Source organism: Micromonospora sp. NPDC048905, from assembly GCF_040649655.1.
In the GTDB taxonomy this organism is placed as follows: Bacteria; Actinomycetota; Actinomycetes; order Mycobacteriales; family Micromonosporaceae; genus Micromonospora.
Window position 1 is genome coordinate 24269 of sequence record NZ_JBEZFV010000025.1, and the last position, 18153, is coordinate 42421.

18 protein-coding genes are annotated in these 18153 nt (G+C 71.4%); 3 read left to right on the plus strand and 15 right to left on the minus strand.

The window, feature by feature from the left end; all coding sequences use genetic code 11:
* Window positions 1–15 precede the first annotated feature (15 nt).
* The 3 genes from AB0C01_RS33645 to AB0C01_RS33655 all read right to left on the minus strand — a co-directional run bounded on the left by AB0C01_RS33645 (window position 16) and on the right by AB0C01_RS33655 (window position 3149).
* The gene (locus tag AB0C01_RS33645; RefSeq protein WP_357573064.1) at window positions 16–1992 is read right to left on the minus strand and encodes an ABC transporter ATP-binding protein; all 1977 of its coding nucleotides are present in this window, start codon (window positions 1990–1992) and stop codon (window positions 16–18) included.
* Window positions 1993–2107: 115 nt separating this feature from the next.
* Window positions 2108–2875: an enoyl-CoA hydratase/isomerase family protein gene (locus AB0C01_RS33650; protein ID WP_357256103.1), complete on the minus strand. Its 768-nt coding sequence runs from the start codon at window positions 2873–2875 to the stop codon at window positions 2108–2110.
* 46 nt (window positions 2876–2921) lie between these two features.
* Window positions 2922–3149, minus strand: a complete 228-nt coding sequence (locus AB0C01_RS33655) for a helix-turn-helix domain-containing protein (protein ID WP_007462679.1) — start codon at window positions 3147–3149, stop codon at window positions 2922–2924.
* A gap of 215 nt (window positions 3150–3364) precedes the next feature.
* On the opposite strand from AB0C01_RS33655, the gene AB0C01_RS33660 reads away from it, so the two are divergent.
* Window positions 3365–3964 (plus strand): cadmium resistance transporter, encoded by a 600-nt coding sequence (locus AB0C01_RS33660; protein ID WP_357573057.1) that lies wholly within the window; start codon window positions 3365–3367, stop codon window positions 3962–3964.
* Window positions 3965–4031: 67 nt separating this feature from the next.
* Here AB0C01_RS33660 and AB0C01_RS33665 read toward each other — a convergent pair whose 3' ends face one another.
* On the minus strand, window positions 4032–5636 hold the full coding sequence (locus tag AB0C01_RS33665; protein WP_357256099.1) for an ABC-F family ATP-binding cassette domain-containing protein: 1605 nt from the start codon (window positions 5634–5636) through the stop codon (window positions 4032–4034).
* 262 nt (window positions 5637–5898) lie between these two features.
* Here AB0C01_RS33665 and AB0C01_RS33670 point away from each other — a divergent pair, with 262 nt between their 5' ends.
* Window positions 5899–6819, plus strand: coding sequence for a neutral zinc metallopeptidase (locus tag AB0C01_RS33670; protein WP_357256097.1), 921 nt, complete (start codon window positions 5899–5901; stop codon window positions 6817–6819).
* 97 nt (window positions 6820–6916) lie between these two features.
* Here AB0C01_RS33670 and AB0C01_RS33675 read toward each other — a convergent pair whose 3' ends face one another.
* From AB0C01_RS33675 to AB0C01_RS33725, 11 genes are all read right to left on the minus strand, one after another.
* Window positions 6917–7276, minus strand: a complete 360-nt coding sequence (locus AB0C01_RS33675; protein WP_357573058.1) for a nuclear transport factor 2 family protein — start codon at window positions 7274–7276, stop codon at window positions 6917–6919.
* A gap of 116 nt (window positions 7277–7392) precedes the next feature.
* Window positions 7393–8046 carry an acVLRF1 family peptidyl-tRNA hydrolase gene (locus AB0C01_RS33680; RefSeq protein ID WP_357573059.1) on the minus strand — a complete coding sequence of 218 codons (654 nt, stop codon included), beginning with the start codon at window positions 8044–8046 and terminating at the stop codon, window positions 7393–7395.
* 51 nt (window positions 8047–8097) lie between these two features.
* On the minus strand, window positions 8098–8730 hold the full coding sequence (locus tag AB0C01_RS33685; RefSeq protein ID WP_357573060.1) for a LysE family transporter: 633 nt from the start codon (window positions 8728–8730) through the stop codon (window positions 8098–8100).
* A gap of 1192 nt (window positions 8731–9922) precedes the next feature.
* Window positions 9923–10450 carry a metal-sulfur cluster assembly factor gene (locus AB0C01_RS33690; RefSeq protein WP_357573061.1) on the minus strand — a complete coding sequence of 176 codons (528 nt, stop codon included), beginning with the start codon at window positions 10448–10450 and terminating at the stop codon, window positions 9923–9925.
* A gap of 67 nt (window positions 10451–10517) precedes the next feature.
* Window positions 10518–10991 carry a Fe-S cluster assembly sulfur transfer protein SufU gene (gene sufU / locus AB0C01_RS33695; RefSeq protein ID WP_350865704.1) on the minus strand — a complete coding sequence of 158 codons (474 nt, stop codon included), beginning with the start codon at window positions 10989–10991 and terminating at the stop codon, window positions 10518–10520.
* Window positions 10991–12295, minus strand: coding sequence for a cysteine desulfurase (locus AB0C01_RS33700; protein ID WP_357573062.1), 1305 nt, complete (start codon window positions 12293–12295; stop codon window positions 10991–10993). Before AB0C01_RS33700 ends, sufU begins: the two co-directional genes overlap by 1 nt.
* A gap of 20 nt (window positions 12296–12315) precedes the next feature.
* Window positions 12316–13089 (minus strand): Fe-S cluster assembly ATPase SufC, encoded by a 774-nt coding sequence (gene sufC, locus AB0C01_RS33705; protein ID WP_357069837.1) that lies wholly within the window; start codon window positions 13087–13089, stop codon window positions 12316–12318.
* Entirely contained in the window at window positions 13089–13415 is a 327-nt protein-coding gene (locus AB0C01_RS33710; RefSeq protein WP_357256083.1) for a non-heme iron oxygenase ferredoxin subunit, read from the minus strand. Before AB0C01_RS33710 ends, sufC begins: the two co-directional genes overlap by 1 nt.
* Complete coding sequence (sufD, locus tag AB0C01_RS33715; protein WP_357256081.1) at window positions 13415–14563, minus strand: Fe-S cluster assembly protein SufD; 1149 nt, start codon at window positions 14561–14563, stop codon at window positions 13415–13417. The genes AB0C01_RS33710 and sufD overlap by 1 nt, the downstream gene beginning before the upstream one ends.
* A 91-nt stretch (window positions 14564–14654) precedes the next feature.
* Window positions 14655–16085, minus strand: a complete 1431-nt coding sequence (sufB, locus tag AB0C01_RS33720; RefSeq protein ID WP_266244341.1) for a Fe-S cluster assembly protein SufB — start codon at window positions 16083–16085, stop codon at window positions 14655–14657.
* A complete protein-coding gene (locus tag AB0C01_RS33725; RefSeq protein ID WP_357256124.1) occupies window positions 16082–16789 on the minus strand; it encodes a transcriptional regulator in 708 nt (235 codons plus the stop codon). Before AB0C01_RS33725 ends, sufB begins: the two co-directional genes overlap by 4 nt.
* 191 nt (window positions 16790–16980) lie before the next feature.
* On the opposite strand from AB0C01_RS33725, the gene AB0C01_RS33730 reads away from it, so the two are divergent.
* Window positions 16981–17946, plus strand: coding sequence for a COX15/CtaA family protein (locus AB0C01_RS33730; RefSeq protein ID WP_357573063.1), 966 nt, complete (start codon window positions 16981–16983; stop codon window positions 17944–17946).
* Window positions 17947–18153: the final 207 nt, after the last annotated feature.

The window sequence follows — 18153 nt, forward strand, 5'->3', positions numbered from 1 at the left end:
GCAGTCCCGCAACCGTCAGTTGGCGGCGGCCGGTGGCAGCACCTCGTCGGCGCGGTACGTGCCCAGGGGCATGACCACCGGCTCGGGGCCGGTCGCGTCGACGAACGGGGTGGGCGAGTCGGCGACCGCGAACTGGGTCCGGTACAGCTCGGCGTAGAGCCCGCCGACCGCGACCAACTCGTCGTGCCGCCCGCGCTCGACGATCCGTCCGCCGTCGAGGACCAGGATCTGGTCGGCGTCGCGCACGGTGGAGAGCCGGTGCGCGATCACCAACGCGGTACGTCCGGCCAGCGCCACCGACAGCGCCCGCTGCACCGCCGCCTCGCTCTCCGAATCCAGGTGTGCGGTCGCCTCGTCGAGGATCACGACCGACGGGGCCTTGAGCAGCAGACGGGCGATGGCGATGCGCTGCTTCTCGCCACCGGAGAACCGGTAGCCGCGCTCCCCCACCGTGGTATCCAGACCGTCGGGCAGCGCCCGGACCAGATCAGCCACCTGCGCCCCGGCCAGGGCGGCCCAGATCTCGTCGTCGGTGGCGTCCGGCTTGGCGTACCGCAGGTTCTCGGCGATCGTCTCGTGGAACAGGTGCGAATCCTGGGTGACGACGCCGATCTCGTCACGCAGCGAGGCGAGGGTCGCGTCCCGCACGTCCACGCCACCGACGAGCACCTGCCCGTCGGTGACGTCGTAGATCCGGGAGATGAGCATCGACAGCGTCGACTTGCCGGCGCCGGACGGGCCGACGAGGGCGACCATCTGCCCCGGCTCGACGCTGAACGAGACGCCCTTGAGAACCGGCTCGTTGACGGTGCGGTCGAGCGTGGCGACCTCCTCCAGGGAGGCGAGGGAGATCTCGGCGGCGCTCGGGTAGCGGAACCGGACGTCCCGGAAGGCGACCCGGCCGGCGCCCCGGGGCACCGCCACCGCGTCGGGCTTCTCCACGATGCCCGGCTTGAGGTCGAGCACCTCGAAGACCCGGTCGAACGAGACGAGCGCGCTCATCACGTCCACCCGCACGTTGGAGAGCGCGGTGAGCGGACCGTACAGGCGGGTCAGCAGCAGCGCGAGGGTCACCACGGTGCCCGCGCTGACGCCGCCGGTCACGGCGAGCCAGCCACCGAGGCCGTAGGTGAGCGCCTGCGCCAGTGAGGCGACCAGCAGCATCGCGACGAAGAACGTACGGGAATACATGGCGGACTGGATGCCGATGTCCCGCACCCGCTCGGCCCGGTCGGCGAACCGACGGGCCTCGATCTCGGGCTGGCCGAAGAGCTTCACCAGCAGCGCGCCGGCCACCCCGAACCGCTCGGTCATTGTCGCGTTCATCTTGGCATCGAGGTTGTACGACTCACGGGTGATGTCGGCCAGCCGCCGCCCCACCCGTCGGGCCGGGATGATGAAGATCGGCAGCAGCACCAGCGAGAGCGCGGTGATCTGCCAGGAGAGGGTGAACATCACCGCGGCGGTGAGCACGAGTTGGATGACGTTGCTGACCACGCCGGACAACGTCGACGTAAACGCCCGCTGGGCGCCCAGCACGTCGTTGTTGAGCCTGCTGACCAGGGCGCCGGTCTGGGTACGCGTGAAGAACTGCAGAGGCATCCGCTGCACGTGGTCGTAGACCCGGGTGCGCAGGTTGACGATGATGCCCTCGCCGATCCGGGCCGAATACCACCGCTGGGCCAGCGAGAGCAGCGCGTCGGCGACCGCCAGCGCGGCGATGAACAGGGCCAGCCGCACCACGAGCCGGCCGGCCTCGGTGCCGCCCCGGTTGATCGCGTTGATGACGTCGCCGGCGAGCACCGGTGTGGCCACGCCGATGACGGCGGCCAGGACCACGGTGACCAGGAAGACGATGATGTCGCGCCGGTAGGGCTGGGCGAAGGCCACGATGCGTCGGGCGACCCCGCGCTTGAGCCGATGGGTGGAGACCTCGTCCCTGTTGCGCATCGACCGGAGCATGCTCCACCCGGCCATGCCACCGCCGGACATCGGGTTGGACATCGCTCACCTCCGGGGTCGTCGGGCGGACTGCACCGTCAGGCCAATTCTCCCGACAGCTGTGACAACCTCGGTCGTAACCTGGATCTTCCCGGCCGGTCCTTACCTATTCTCCCTGGCCAGCCAGATCGCGCAGTCGGCGGGTCTGCGCCTCCCGCTCGGCGCGCTGCTGGTCGGCGTGCGACCGCCCGGCCGCACCCACCAGCAGTGCCTTGATCTCCACCACCGCGTCGCGGGCTCCGGCGAGCAACCCGGCGGTCAGGTCCTGGACCGCGCCATCCACCTCGGCCGGTGGCACCACCAGGGTCGCCAGCCCGATCCGGTCCGCCTCGGCGGCGTCCAACCGGCGGCCGGTCGCGCAGATCTCCAGTGCCCGTGCGTAGCCGACCAGCTCCACGAGACGCTTCGTGCCGGCCAGGTCGGGCACCAGGCCGAGGGTCACCTCAGCCATCGACAGCTTCGCGTCCGTGCTCAGCACGCGCAGATCGCAGGCGAGCGCGAGCTGGAAGCCGGCGCCGATCGCGTGGCCCTGCACAGCGGCGACGGAGATGACGTCCGGCCGGTGCAGCCAGGTGAAGCCAGCCTGGAATTCCGCGATGCGCTCGGCGCATTCCTGCTCGGGCAGCGTGGCCAGCTCCGCGAAGGAGCCGGGGCCGGAAGCGCCAGCCACCGCGAGGTCGAGGCCGGCGGAGAACGCACGCCCCTCGCCCCGGACCACCACCACCCGCACGTCACCGGGCAGCTCACGGGAGAAGTCGCTCATCGCCCGCCACATGGCAGGCGTCTGCGCATTGAGCACGTCGGGCCGGCACAACGTCACCGTGGCGACCGGCCCGTCGCAGGTCAACCGAACCCCGGTCGCCTCGGTGGTCACCGGGCGGTCCGGGGCGTGGCGCTTGTCGACGACGCGGGGAGGCGGGTCACGCCTTCTTGCGGCGCCGGGCACCGCCGCGCTGACGCAGCTGCACCCCTGACTCGGTGAGCACTCGGTGGATGAACCCGTAGGAACGGCCGGTCGAGGCCGCCAACGCGCGGATGCTCTCCCCCGACGTGTACCGCTTTACCAGGTCCTTGGCGAGCGTCTGACGCTCGGCTCCGACGATCCGGCGACCCTTCTCAGTGCTGGTGGCTGTGCCAGTGGCTGCCATGCTGTGTCCTCACGTCCCAGACTGTGCGGTTCGGATACGGTCCCACCTATTAGACCGCCTCGAACGATCATGCGCCAGATATCAACTCTTCGCCAACCGACACGCTATGCAATGTCAGCTTCCCGATAGAGTGATCCTGGCAATCGACGCGGCGTGGTGTCCGGGCGTACCAATGCCGTGTGCCGGCGGCCGCCGGCGACCCGTAGCCTTCGGTCGTGATCGACCTGTTGGGCACCGCGGCCGGAGCGGCAGTGGTCTTCGCCGCCACCGACATCGACGACATCGTCATCCTGACTCTGTTCTTCGTCGCGGCCCGCACCACCGGTCGGCCCCGACCCTGGCAGATTGTCGCCGGCCAATACCTGGGCATCGGCGCGCTCGCGCTGGCCAGCGCGGTGGTCGCGGCGGGCCTGCTGGTGGTGCCGGACCCGTGGACGGGGCTGCTCGGGTTGCTGCCGATCGCGCTGGGCGTACGCGCGCTACGGGGTTCCGACGACGACGAGACCCCCACCGTCGTCACCGGCCTGCTCGGGGTGGCCGGGGTGACGATCGCCAACGGCGCCGACAACGTGGCCGTCTACGTACCCGTCTTCCGTGCCCTCGGCCTGGCCGACAGCGCGATCTTCCTGCTGGTGTTCGTGCTGCTGGTCGCCCTGTGGTGCGCCGCCGGCGCGTGGCTGGGCGGGCACCCCCGCGTGGTCCGGCTGGTCGAACGCGCGGGCCACTGGCTGGTGCCGGCGATCTTCGTCGGCGTCGGGGTGGTGATCCTGGTCAGCTCCGGCGTGCTGGGCCGGCTGGTCGACCTACTCGGCTGAGAACCTCGCCGCGCCCGGTTGCGGACCTCGACCTGCTCGGCTGCGGCGCGCCCGGAGGCGACGCCGGTCAGGCCAGCTCGACCAGCTCGAGCAGGTCGTCGCTCCAGGCGTCCTCGTCGCCGTCGGGCAGCAGGATCGCGCGGTCCGGCTTGAGCGCGAGCACCGCGCCCGGGTCGTGGGTGACCAGGACGATCGCGCCCGGATAGTTGGCGATGGCGTCGAGCACCTGCTCCCGGCTGACCGGGTCGAGGTTGTTCGTCGGCTCGTCGAGCAGCAGCACGTTGGCACCGGAACAGACCAGGGTGGACAGGGCCAGCCGGGTCTTCTCACCACCGGAGAGCACCCCGGCCGGCTTGTTCACGTCGTCACCGGAGAAGAGGAACGCGCCGAGGATCTTGCGCAGGTCGGTGTCGGACTGCTCGACGGCGGCGGCGCGCATGTTCTCCAGCACGGTCCGCTCCACGTCGAGGGTCTCGTGCTCCTGGGCGTAGTAGCCCAGCCGCAGGCCGTGACCCGCGTGCACCTCGCCGGTGTCCGGGGTGAGCAGCCCGCCGAGCATCCGCAGCAGGGTGGTCTTGCCGGCGCCGTTGAGCCCGAGGATGGCCACCCGGGAGCCCCGGTCCACCGCGACGTTGACGTCGGTGAAGATCTCCAGCGAGCCGTACGACTTGGACAGGCCGGTCGCGGTGAGGGGGGTCTTGCCGCACGGCGCGGGGTTGGGGAAACGCACCTTGGCCACCCGGTCGGCGACCCGCACCTCCTCCAGGCCGGAGATCAGCTTCTCGGCACGGCGGGCCATGTTCTGCGCGGCCACGGTCTTGGTGGCCTTGGCCCGCATCTTGTCGGCCTGCGCCATCAACGCGCCGGCCTTCTTCTCCGCGTTGGCCCGCTCCCGACGGCGACGCCGCTCGTCGGTCTCGCGCGCCTCCAGGTACGCCTTCCAGCCCAGGTTGTAGACGTCGACCACGGATCGGGTGGCGTCGAGGAACCAGACCTTGTTGACCACCGACTCCAGCAGCGCGCCGTCGTGGGAGATCACGATCAGGCCGCCCTTGTGGTTGGCGAGGAAGCCGCGCAACCAGGTGATCGAGTCGGCGTCGAGGTGGTTCGTCGGCTCGTCGAGCAGCAGGATGCCGCCGCCGTTCTCGCCCGCGTCGCGGAACAGGATCCGGGCCAACTCGATGCGGCGGCGCTGACCGCCGGAGAGGGTGCCGATGGTCTGCGCGAGCGCCCGGTCGGGCAGCCCGAGGTTGGCGCAGATGCGGGCGGCCTCGGCCTCGGCCGCGTACCCGCCGAGCGCGGCGAACTGGTCCTCCAGCGCGCCGTAGCGGCGGACCAGTTTGTCGCTGGCGTCGTCGGCGAGGCGTGCCTCGATCTCCTGCATCTGGGACATCAGGACGTCCAGGCCGCGCGCGGAGAGCACCCGGTCGCGGCCGGTGACCTCCAGGTCGCCGGTGCGCGGGTCCTGCGGGAGGTAGCCGATGGCGCTGCGCGCGTCGATCTGGCCGGAGTACGGCTGCCCCTCGCCGGCGAGCACCTTGAGCGTGGTGGTCTTGCCGGCGCCGTTGCGACCGACCAGGCCGATCCGGTCTCCCGGCTGCACGCGCAGGGTGGTGTCGGACAGCAGGATCCGGGAACCGGCACGCAGTTCCAGGCCGGTGGCTGTGATCATGTTTTCGGGCTCGCTCTCGGGGTCTGGAAGGCTGACTCGGGGCACGCGAAACGGCCGGCGGGCTCAAGGGGCCCGACGGCGCGGGGCGGTTCAGCCTTCGCAGCGCAGCACCCGACAAGTGTACCGGGCGCCGCCGGAGGGTCCGCCCGGATTACCGATCAAGATCATCGGGTACCGAAAGCGCTGTCCGGACCCCGTCCGGCACGCAACCGACACAACGACTTTCACACGACATTCAGCGCATACGGCGATCGGGGTCAGTATGGAACTCAACGAGCGGGCCGAACTCGACACCTCCCAGGTCAACGACCGGGGTCGGGGCGGCGGGGGCGGTGGCTTCGGCATCCCGATCCCCGGGGGCGGCGGCCGGGGCGGCATCATCGGCATCGTGGTGGCGGTGCTCGTCGCGCTGCTCGGCGGCGGGTTCGGCCTGAACGCGATGACCAACGGCGACGAGGGCGGGGGGCAGGCCGGCGGCACCGACCTGTCGCAGCTGTGCTCGCGTGACAACCCGCAGCGCTTCGACGACCTCCGCTGCCGCAACCTGGCCTTCGTCAACAGCATCCAGGCCTACTGGCAGACGGCGTACCCGGAGCTGGGCAACGGAAAGTACGAGCCCACCGACACCAACTACTTCCAGGCCGCCGTGAGCACCGGCTGCGGCCAGGCCGACTCGGGCGTCGGCCCGTTCTACTGCCCCGCCGACCGGCAGGTCTACATCGACCTGAGCTTCTACGAGGAGCTGGCCTCCCGGTTCGGCGCGAAGGGCGAGTTCGCCCAGCCCTACGTGCTCGCCCACGAGTACGGACACCACATCCAGAACCTGCTCGGCACCAACGCCAAGGCCGGCCAGGGCGACCAGAGCGGCCCCCGCTCCGCCTCCGTGCGGCTGGAGTTGCAGGCCGACTGCTACGCCGGCTCCTGGGCCAAGCACGCCACCGAGACCAAGGACAAGACCGGCCAGGAACCGCTCTTCACCTCGATCACCCCGGGCGACATCACCGAGGCGCTGAAGGCCGCCGAGACGATCGGCGACGACAGCATCCAGGAACGCTCCGGCGGGAAGGTCAACCCGGACTCGTTCACCCACGGCACCTCTGAGCAGCGGCAACGCTGGTTCCAGCAGGGCTTCGACAGCGGCGACCCGAAGACCTGCGACACCTTCGGCACCGACCAGCTCTGACCCGCGCTCCGGTCGCTGTCCGCGTCGATCAGTCGGTTGTGGTGCCCGGGATGGGGTCCACCACAACTCCCTGATCGGCGCGGGCGGCGCGGGCGTGTCAGTTCAGCTGGGACACCTGGTAGTGACTGATCAGCCAGTCGTCGCCGATCCGGCGCAGCAGCACGCCGAGGTGGACCGTCAGCGGCCGGCGGTCGGTGAAGCCGAACTCGACCTCCAGATAACCGAGGACCAGGTCGTCGGCGGGACGCCGGGTCTCCCGGATCTCGTAGGCGGCGGTCAGGCCGAGCGGCTGGCCGGCGTAGTACGCGGCGACCCCGACACGGCCCACGGCGTACGGACGCAGCCCCTGAAAGATCGCGTCTTCGGTGAAGTACGACGCGACCCGGTCCGGCTCGTGGGCGTCGACCGCGGACTTCCAGCGGTCGAGGACGGTACGCAGGATCTGCGCCTCGGACATGATGATCTCCCTGGGAGTGTTGCGGTCACGGGTTACCGCGTCGATGCGCCCATCCTCGGACCGGCCGCACGGCAGCACACCAGGAACGCCGGTTTCCCCTCGGTCGAGCGCCGAGGTCACTCGGGAGCCGGGTCGCGCAACCGGATCCACACCGCACGGGCCGCACCCACCGCCGCGACAAGCACCGCGTGGCGCGGTTCCGGCACGTCGAGCAACCGCTCGGCCCGCAGCGGCACGAGCGGGGCCAACCGCCGGTCGGTCAGCACCGTGTCCACCGCCTTCCGGTCACCGCCGCAGACCACCGCGGTCAGCGCCGCCACCTCCGGCAACAGCAGCCGTACGGCCAGGTCCGCCGCGTCACCCAGCGCCGCCTTCGCCTGGTTGTCGCGCCGCCGGGCGAACCGGTGCTGCGACCATCCCCCCGCCGCGGTGCGCCCCTGCACGTACCGGGTGTCCACCTTGGAGACGACAAGATCGGCGCCCTCGGCCACACCGACGGCCACCGCGCCCTTGCGGGCCAGCAACAGACCGATCCGGCGGGGCGCGACGGCGTGGGCCACGAACCCGGGGACGTCGTCGCCGGCCGGCGCACCGGGTGGGGCGTACAACTCGGCGGTCGATCCGTCGGGGGCGGTGAGCAGCAGGCCGTACTCCCGCACGGTCGTGTCGGGCGGGCCGTGCCGGCCGGCGAAGCCCTCGACCCAGCGGCCGATTCGGGCCGGGTCGACCTCGACCCACCGACCGCCCCCGGCTGCTGGTCGACTGCTCACCGCCCGACCGTACGGCACGACGGACGCGAGCGGGCCCTCGGGCGGGGCCGCTCAGCGCGGCAACAGCGCGACCACTGCCAGCGCGGCGATCAACGCACTGGAGACCAGTCCGGTGACCAGTCGTCCGCGCGGGCTGCTCAGCGCCCGGCCGACCACGGTGCCGCCGCCGGCGATGACCAGCTGCCAACTCGCCGACGCAAGGAACACACCCGCCACGAAGAGCACCACCGCGCCCGGGTCCGCGTCGGCGGTGTCCCGACGACCGAGCACCAGCGCGGTGAAGTACAGCACCGTCGCCGGGTTCAGCAGGGTCAGCCCGAGCAACGCCGCGTAGGCCCGCCCGGGCGTGCTCAAACCACGCCCGACCGGTGCCGTCGGCGTCTGCCGCGAGCGGTGGGCGGACCAGGTCCGCCACAGACCGTGCCCGGCGAGACCCAGCAGGACGACGGCGGCAACCACCCGCAGCGGCCCGGCGACCGGCTCGATGAATCCGGCCAGGCCGGCGCCACCGAGCGCGGCGACCGCCGCGTACAACCCGTCGGCCGTCGCCACCGCGAGCGCCGCCGCCGCACCGACCCGAAACGAGGTACGCGCACTCAGCCCCAGGATCAGGATCGCGATCGCGCCGACGGGGATGGCGACGCCGTAGCCGGCCACCAGACCGGCCAGGAACGCCCCGCTCACGATCGTCGGTGCCGGATCGAGGCTCGTCCCCGGATCGGCCGCTGTCGACGCCCGGCAGTGGCCGCACGGACAGGGACCTGCATCGGGTACGCCTCAATCACACGCGCATCCTGCGCGCCGAAGCCACGCCCGCGCCACCGCATTTCCGGCCCCGAGCCGTGCACCCGCGCCGAACGCCCGCACGCCCCCGTGCCCCGCGCCGAGCGCCCGCGCCGAACGCCCGCACGCCCGCACGCCCCCGCGGCCCCCGTGCCCCGCGCCGAGCGCCCGCGCCGAACGCCCGCACGCCCCGCGGCCCCCGTGCCCCGCGCCGGCGCCATGCGTCCCCGCGCCATGCACCCCCGTGCCTGCGCCCCCCGCCGTGCCGGCGTCATCCCTCGCCCCTCCCCCGGGGCGGTGACCAAGATCCGTGCAACTTCCGGGATGGTGCTGCCTCAGAGGCGCCAGAGGCAGCACTATCGCTGATGTTGCGCGGATCTTCGGTGGGGCTTGAGGCTCTCTAACGAGAGATCGTGCTTGATCCTGGTTTTAGTGGCCTCACTGACGTGCCGACACCACTACAACCACGATATTGCGCGATCTTGCAGGGTGGGACGGCGCGACGGCGCGACGGCGCGACGCGGGCGCACCGCGCAAGGACACGCAACGCGGGCGCAGGGCGCAAGGACACGCAACGCGGGCGCAGGGCGCAAGGACACGCAACGCGCGCACCGCGCAAGGACACGCAACGCGGGCGCACCGCGCAAGGACACGCAACGCGGGCGCACCGCGCAAGGACACGCAACGCGGGCGCACCGCGCAAGGAAACGCAACGCGGGCGCACCGCGCAAGGACACGCAACGCGGGCGCACCGCGCAAGGACACGCAACGCGGGCGCACCGCGCAAGGACACGCAACGCGGGCGCAGGGCGCGAGGACGCGGGCGCGCGGCGCGAGGACGCGGGCGCACGGCGCGAGGACGCGGGCGCACGGCGCGAGGACGCGGGCGCACGGCGCGAGGACGCGGGCGCACGGCGCGAGGACGCGGGCGCAGACACCGCGCAAGGACGCGGGCGCGGGACGCACCCGCGCACGGCGCAGGTGACCCGCGGCCCTGGCGCACTCCCTACGCGCGCGGGGCGGGGGCGTAACGCATCGAGCGCGACACCCCGCGGGGTGTCGCGCTCGACGGGCAGAGCCGACCGGAGTCGGCTCAGACGTTGAAGCCGAGGGATCGGAGCTGGTCCCGACCCTCGTCGGTGATCTTGTCCGGGCCCCACGGCGGGAGCCACACCCAGTTGATCCGGATGTCGTTGACCAGGCCGCCGCCGGGGCCGGTGGTCAGCGCCTGCCGGGTCTGGTCCTCGATCACGTCGGTCAGCGGGCAGGCCGCCGAGGTGAGCGTCATGTCGAGGGTGGCGACGTTCTCGTCGTCGACGTGTACGCCGTACACGAGGCCCAGGTCGACCACGTTGATGCCCAACTCCGGGTCGACGACGTCCTTCATCGCCTCCTCGATGTCGGCGATCATGGCCTTGCTGACGCCGCCCGCCGGGGCGACCGCGTCGCCGGCAGCCGGGGCGACCGCGTCGCCGCCCGTCGAGGCGACGGCGTCGCCGGCCGCCGGGGCCACGGCACCGTCGGTCGTCACGGCGTCGGTCGTCAGGGCGTCGGTCTGCGACGCCGCGACGGCGTCACCGGCCTCCGGCGTCGCCGCGGTAGCGGTGTTCTCGCTGCTCATGCCGTCCCTCCGCATCGCTTCGTGATGCCACCAGGCACCACGGTGTCATTCGCTCGCTGACGCTCGCTCACGCCTTCACCTCCGGGCTCGCGCCCACACCGGCGCGTGCCGCGGCGTCCTTGAACGCCATCCACGGCAGCAGCGCGCACTTGACCCGGGCGGGGTAGCGGGCCACACCCGCGAAAGCAACCCCGTCACCGAGCACGTCCTCGTCCGGCGTGACCTGGCCACGTCCGGACATCAACTCCACGAACGCCTCGTGCACCTCGAAAGCTTCCCCGGCGCCCCGACCGCGCAGCAACTCGTGCAGCACGCTCGCCGACGCCTGGCTGATCGAGCAGCCCATCCCGTCGTACGAGATGTCGTGCAGGACCGTGCCGTCGGTGGCCACCCGGACGGTGACCTCGTCGCCGCAGGTCGGGTTGACGTGGTGCGCCTCCGCGACCTGGTCACCCGGGTCGTCGGCGTCGCGCAGGCCGCGCCCGTGCGGGCGCTTGTAGTGGTCCAGGATGATCTCCTGGTAGAGCTGGTCGAGCTGCATCAGTCGAACACCTTCCGCACCTGCTCCAGACCGGCCACCAGAGCGTCGATCTCCTCGGTGGTGGTGTAGAGGTAGAACGAGGCCCGGGTCATCGCCGGGACACCGAACCGGCTGCACACCGGCTTGGCGCAGTGGTGGCCCACCCGCACCTGCACGCCGAGCGAGTCGAGCACCTGACCCACGTCGTGCGGGTGCACGTCACCCAGCGCGAACGAGATGGTGCCGCCCCGGCCGACCGGCACGGTCGGACCGAAGATCCGCAGGTCGGGCACCGCACCGAGGGCGTCCAGCGCGTACGCCGTCAGCTCCTTCTCGTGCCACTGGATCGCCGGCATCCCGATCCCGGTGAGGTAGTCCACCGCCGCGCCGAGCGCGACCGCCTCGGCGATCGGCGGCGTGCCCGCCTCGAACCGGGCCGGTGGCGCGGCGAACGTCGAACGGGCCATGGTGACCGTCTCGATCATCGACCCGCCGCCGAACACCGGCGGCATGGCCGCCAGCAGCTCGCCCCGACCCCAGAGCACACCGATGCCGGTCGGGCCGAGCATCTTGTGGCCGGTGAAGACGATGTAGTCGGCGTCCAGGTCGACCACGTCGATCGGCAGGTGTGGCACCGACTGCGAGCAGTCCAGCAGCAGCAGCGCGCCCACCTCACGGACCCGCGCGGTGATGCGGGAGGTGGCGTTGACCGTGCCGAGGATGTTGGACATGTGCACCAACGAGACGATCTTCGTCCGTTCGGTGACCAGGTCCTCCAGACCCGACTCGTCCAGCCGCCCCTGCTCGGTGACCGGGAACCAGCGCAGGGTCGCGCCGGTCCGTTCGCAGAGCAACTGCCACGGGACGATGTTCGAGTGGTGCTCCATCTCGGAGATCACCACCTCGTCGCCCGGCCCAAGCCGGAACCGCGGGTCGGCGTCCGGGCGCAGCGAGGCGTTCGAGAAGGCGTACGCCACGATGTTGATCGCCTCGGTGGAGTTCTTGGTGAACACCACCTCGTCGACGCTCGGCGCGGAGATGAACGCGGCGATCTTCGCCCGCGCCCCCTCGTACGCCTCGGTGGCCTCGGTGCCCAGGGTGTGCACCGACCGCGACACGTTGGCGTTGTGCCGCGCGTAGTGCTCGTCGAGCACGTCGAGCACCTGCCGGGGCTTGTGCGAGGTGTTGGCGCTGTCGAGGTAGACCAGCGGGTGCCCGTTGATCTCCCGGGACAGGATCGGGAAGTCGGCGCGCACCCGGGCCACGTCGAAACGTGGCACGTCGTCGTACTGCGGCATCCCCGCGGGGATCGCGATGCTGGTCATCTCGGCAGCGCCTCTCCTGCTCAGGCCTTGGCCGTGCCGGCCCCGGCGGCGTACCGCTCGTAGCCCTCGGCCTCAAGCTTGTCGGCCAGCTCCGGGCCGCCCTGCTCGACGATCCGGCCGGCCACGAAGACGTGCACGAAGTCCGGCTTGATGTAGCGCAGGATCCGCGTGTAGTGGGTGATCAGCAGCATGCCGGTGTCGCCGTTGTCGCGGACCCGGTTGACGCCCTCGCTGACCACGCGCAGCGCGTCCACGTCGAGGCCCGAGTCGGTCTCGTCGAGGATGGCGATCTTCGGCTTGAGCAGCTCCAGCTGGACGATCTCGTGCCGCTTCTTCTCACCGCCGGAGAAGCCCTCGTTGACGTTGCGCTGGGCGAACGCCGGGTCCATCTGCAGGCGCTCCATCGCGCCGCGCAGCTCGCCACCCCAGGTGCGCAGCTTCGGCGCCTCGCCGTCGATGGCGGTCTTCGCGGTGCGCAGGAAGTTGGCCACCGAGACGCCGGGCACCTCGACCGGGTACTGCATGGCCAGGAAGAGGCCGGCGCGGGCCCGCTCGTCGACGGTCATGGCGAGCACGTCCTCGCCGTCGAGGGTCACCGTGCCGCCGGTGATCTCGTACTTGGGGTGACCGGCGATCGAGTACGCCAGGGTGGACTTGCCGGAACCGTTCGGACCCATGATCGCGTGGGTCTCACCGGACTTCACGGTCAGGTCGACGCCGGCCAGGATCGGCTTGAGCTCACCCTCGGGCAGCTTGACCGACACCTTCAGGTCGCGGATCTCCAGGGTGCTCATTATCGGGTCACTCCATTACTCGGCGTCAGGCTGAGGTAGATGTCGCCGTCGCGGACTTCGACGGGGTAGACGGGGACGGGTTCGGTGGCCGGCAGGCCACTCGGCGCGCCGGTGCGCAGGTCGAAGCGCGAGCCGTGCAGCCAGCACTCCAACGTGCAGCCGTCGACCTCGCCCTCGGAGAGCGCGACGGCGGCGTGCGAGCACTCGTCGTAGGCGGCGTAGAACTCGCCGTCCTCGCCGTGCACCAGCGCGATCGGGGTGCCGTCGACGTCCGCGCTGATCGCGGTGCCCTTCGGCACGTCCTCGGCGGAGCAGATGCGGATCATCAGGCGCCCGCCTTGGTGAGCCGGGCCTCGATCGCGTCGCCCAGGCGCTCGCGCAGCGACTCCACCGGGATCTTGTTGATCAGCTCGGCGAAGAAGCCGCGGACCACCAGGCGGCGGGCCTCGCTCTCCGGGATACCCCGGGCCATCAGGTAGAAGAGCTGCTCGTCGTCGAAGCGGCCGGTCGCGCTGGCGTGGCCGGCGCCGGCGATCTCGCCGGTCTCGATCTCCAGATTGGGTACGGAGTCCGCCCGCGCGCCGTCGGTGAGCAGCAGGTTCCGGTTGATCTCGTACGTGTCGGTGCCGGTCGCCTCGGCCCGGATCAGCACGTCGCCGACCCAGACGGTGTGCGCGTCCTCGCCCTGCAGCGCGCCCCGGTAACCGACGTAGCTGCGGCAGTCCGACACGGAGTGGTCGACCAGCTGCCGGTGCTCCAGGTGCTGCCCGGAGTCGGCGAAGTAGACGCCGTACAGCTCGGCCTCGCCACCCCGATCGGTGTATTCCACGCTCGTGAACTGCCGGACCAGGTCACCACCGAGGGAGACCTGGATGTGGACGACCCGGGCGTCGCGGCCCAGCTTGATGTTGACGTGCTGCGCCTGGACCGCGTCCTCGGCCCAGTCGGCGACCGTGACCAGGGTCAGCTTCGCGCCGTCGGCGACGAACACCTCGACGTTGTCGGCGAGCGTGGTCGAGCCCTCCTGGGAGAAGACGACGGTGGCCTCCGCGAACCGACCCACCTGGACCTGGGTCCGGGCGAAGGCCAACTCCTCGGGGTACGCGCCCAGCAGCCGGACGATCACCGCGTCGGACACGACGGCCTCGGCCGCCACCTCGACAAGCGCGACGCGCGCCGCCCCGCCGTGGGCCAGCGCGCTGACCCGGTCGGTCGGCACCGACGCGGACACGACGCTGGGATCGGTCGGCTCGACGAGCCGCACCGACACCCCGGCCGGCAGGTCCGGGTGCTCGACGGTGACGCCCCGGCCGGTGGCGGCCGAGGTGTCCGCCGTGGCCAGGCCGCGCAGGCGCTTGAGCGGGGTGAAACGCCACTCCTCCTCCAGGCCGGTGAGGGCCGGGAAGTCAGCGACGTCGTACGAGCGCAGCGCCTGCGACTTGGTGCTGGGCGGCGCGGAAGCCTGGGTAGTCATGTCTTCCTTGGTCTGTCTGTTCCGTGACGACGAGGGTGGGGCGGGGTGCGGGCGGGCCGAGGTTCCGGCCCGCCCCGCGGGAGCGGCGGCGTCAGCCGACCGCGCCCTCCATCTGAAGCTCGATCAGGCGGTTGAGCTCCAGGGCGTACTCCATCGGGAGCTCCTTGGCGATCGGCTCGATGAAGCCGCGCACGATCATGGCCATCGCCTCGTCCTCGCTCAGACCCCGGCTCATCAGGTAGAAGAGCTGGTCATCACTGATCTTGGAGACGGTCGCCTCGTGCCCCATCGACACGTCGTCCTCGCGGATGTCGACGTACGGGTAGGTGTCCGAGCGGGAGATGGTGTCGACCAGCAGGGCGTCGCACTTGACCGTGCTCCGGCTGTGGTGCGAACCCTCCAGGACCTGCACCAGACCCCGGTACGAGGTGCGGCCGCCGCCACGGGCGATCGACTTGGAGATGATGGTCGAGGAGGTGTGCGGGGCGGCGTGCACCATCTTGGCGCCGGCGTCCTGGTGCTGACCCTCGCCGGCCATCGCCACCGAGAGCACCTCGCCCTTGGCGTGCTCGCCGGTCATGTAGACCGCCGGGTACTTCATGGTCACCTTGGAGCCGATGTTGCCGTCGACCCACTCCATGGTCGCGCCCTCGTGGCAGACGGCGCGCTTGGTGACCAGGTTGTAGACGTTGTTCGACCAGTTCTGGATGGTCGTGTAGCGGCAGCGCGCGTTCTTCTTCACGATGATCTCCACGACCGCGCTGTGCAGCGAGTCGGAGGAGTAGAGCGGCGCGGTGCAGCCCTCGACGTAGTGCACGTACGCGCCCTCGTCGACGATGATCAGCGTCCGCTCGAACTGGCCCATGTTCTCCGTGTTGATCCGGAAGTAGGCCTGCAACGGGATCTCGACCTGCACACCCTTCGGCACGTAGATGAACGAGCCACCGGACCACACGGAGGTGTTCAGCGCGGCGAACTTGTTGTCGCCGACCGGGATCACCGTGCCGAAGTACTCCTTGAAGACGTCCTCGTGCTCGCGCAGCGCGGTGTCGGTGTCCAGGAAGAGGACGCCCTGCTCCTCAAGGTCCTCACGGATCTTGTGGTAGACGACCTCGGACTCGTACTGCGCCGCGACACCGGCGACCAGCCGCTGCTTCTCCGCCTCCGGGATGCCCAGCCGGTCGTAGGTGTTCTTGATGTCCTCGGGCAGGTCCTCCCAGCTGGTGGCCTGCTTCTCGGTGGACCGCACGAAGTACTTGATGTTGTCGAAGTCGATGCCGGTGAGGTCCGCGCCCCAGGCCGGCATCGGCTTGCGGCCGAACAGCCGCAGACCCTTCAGCCGCAGGTCGAGCATCCACGCCGGCTCGTTCTTCTTGGCCGAGATGTCCCGCACCACCGCCTCGTTGATGCCGCGCTGGGCGACCGCCCCGGCGGCGTCCGGGTCGGACCAGCCGTACTCGTACCGACCCAGGGCGGCAAGCTGCTCTTCCTGGGTCAGGGGCTGGACAATCTGCTCGGTCATCTATCTGTCCTCACAGTGGTGACGGGATTACCGGATTGAGCACGCCCCGGCTGGGTCGGAATGTGCGTGGTGCACACCCCGTCGCCGTGCGCGATGGTGGCAAGGCGCTGTACGTGGGTGCCGACCAGACGGGAGATCACCGCGGTCTCGGCCTCGCACAGCTGAGGGAACTCGGCGGCCACGTGCGCCACCGGGCAATGGTGCTGGCAGAGCTGACCGCCGGAGGCGATCGTGGTCGCGTTGGCAGCGTAACCCTCGGCGGTGAGCGCCGCGGCGAGTGCCTCGGCTCGGGCGAGGGGATCGTCGCCGGCGTCCTCCATGGCCGTCCGGCAGCGCGACTCCAGGGCGGACACCTGCTCGGTGGCGAACGCCTCGACCGCCTCCGATCCGCCGTTGCGGACGATCCACCGCAGCGCCGCGGTGGCCATGTTGTCGTAGTGATGGGTGCCACAGCGGACCCGGCCGGCCTCGGTCAGCATGAACACCTTGGCCGGACGCCCCCGACCGCGACTGCCCCGCACGGCCTGCTCGCGGGCGTACACATCGCCGTCGGCGAGCATCGCGTCGAGGTGCCGGCGGATCGCCGCCGGGCTGAGCCCGAGGGCGACGCCGAGCTGCGCGGCGGTGGTGGCACCCTGCTCCAGCAGCAGTTGGGTGACCCGGTCGCGGGTGGAGATCTCCGCCGCGGTGACCCCGCCGGGCATCCCCGACGTGGCCACGACCGACGCGGACGCGGACGCGCCGACGGCCGGGACAGCCGTCGGCTGGTGCTCGGGGAGCGCCGCCGCGTTTTTCACAACGCCAACGTTACGTAATTACCCGGAGGGTCGCAAACCCGGGCCCCGGTGATCCGAACCACCGAGCCGACGGAGTCGGACGAACCTCGATCACTACAGTGCGTAGGATTTGCGCCGTGAACCGAATCGCCCGTCCGGTCCCCGGCATCCTGCTGCGCCGCCTCGCGCTCGCCTCGATCATCGCGAACGTGGGCATCGTCCTCACCGGCGGGGCCGTCCGGTTGACCGCCTCGGGCCTCGGCTGCCCCACCTGGCCGCGGTGCACCGACGACTCGTACGTCACCACCCCCGAGATGGGTGTGTACGGGGTGATCGAGTTCAGCAACCGCATGCTCACCTTCGCGGTGGGCCTGATCGCGCTGGCCACCCTGCTGGCCGTACTGCTGCACCGGCCCCGTCGACCCGGGCTCCTCGCCCTGGCCGTGGCGGTCTTCCTGGGCATCCCCGCCCAGGCGGTGATCGGTGGCATCACCGTGCTGACCAACCTCAACCCCTGGGTGGTCGGCCTGCACTTCCTCGCGTCGATGGCGGTGATCGCCGCCGCGTACGCCCTCTGGCGGCGCATCGGCGACCCGGACGGCCCGACCGTGGCCGTGGTGCCCACGCCGCTGCGCGCGCTGGCCCGGGTCACCACCGGCGTGGCGGTCGCGGTGCTGGTCATCGGCACCTGGGTCACCGGCAGCGGCCCGCACGCCGGCGACCACGGCGCCGCCCGCAACGGGCTCGACCCGGAGACGATCTCGCAGGTGCACGCGGACGCCGTCTTCCTGCTGATCGGCCTCTCGGTGGCGCTGATCTTCGCGTTCCGCGCAGTCGGCGCGCGACGGGCCACCCGGGCCGCGATCGTCCTGGTAGCCGTCGAGCTGGGTCAGGGCCTGATCGGCTTCGTGCAGTACTTCACCCACGTGCCCGCGATCCTGGTCGGCGCACACATGCTCGGCTCCTGCCTGGTGCTGCTGGCCGCGCTGTCGGCGCAGTGGTCGACCCGCGAACGCCGCCCGGTCACCCCGGCCGCCGCGACCGCTCCGGCGGACACCGCACCTCCGGTCGCAGCCACCGCCTGACCACCCTGCGCGCCCCGGCCCCGCCGGCCACCGCCCGACCGACCGCCTGGCGGGCGTCGGCGCCCCGCACCCCGCCCCGCGCCGTGCCGCGCCCCGCGCCGTGCCGCGCCCCGTGCCGTGCCGCGCCCCGTGCCGTGCCGCGCCCCGTGCCGTGCCGCGCCCCGTGCCGCGCCCCGCCCCGTGCCGCGCCCCGCCCCGAGCCGCGCC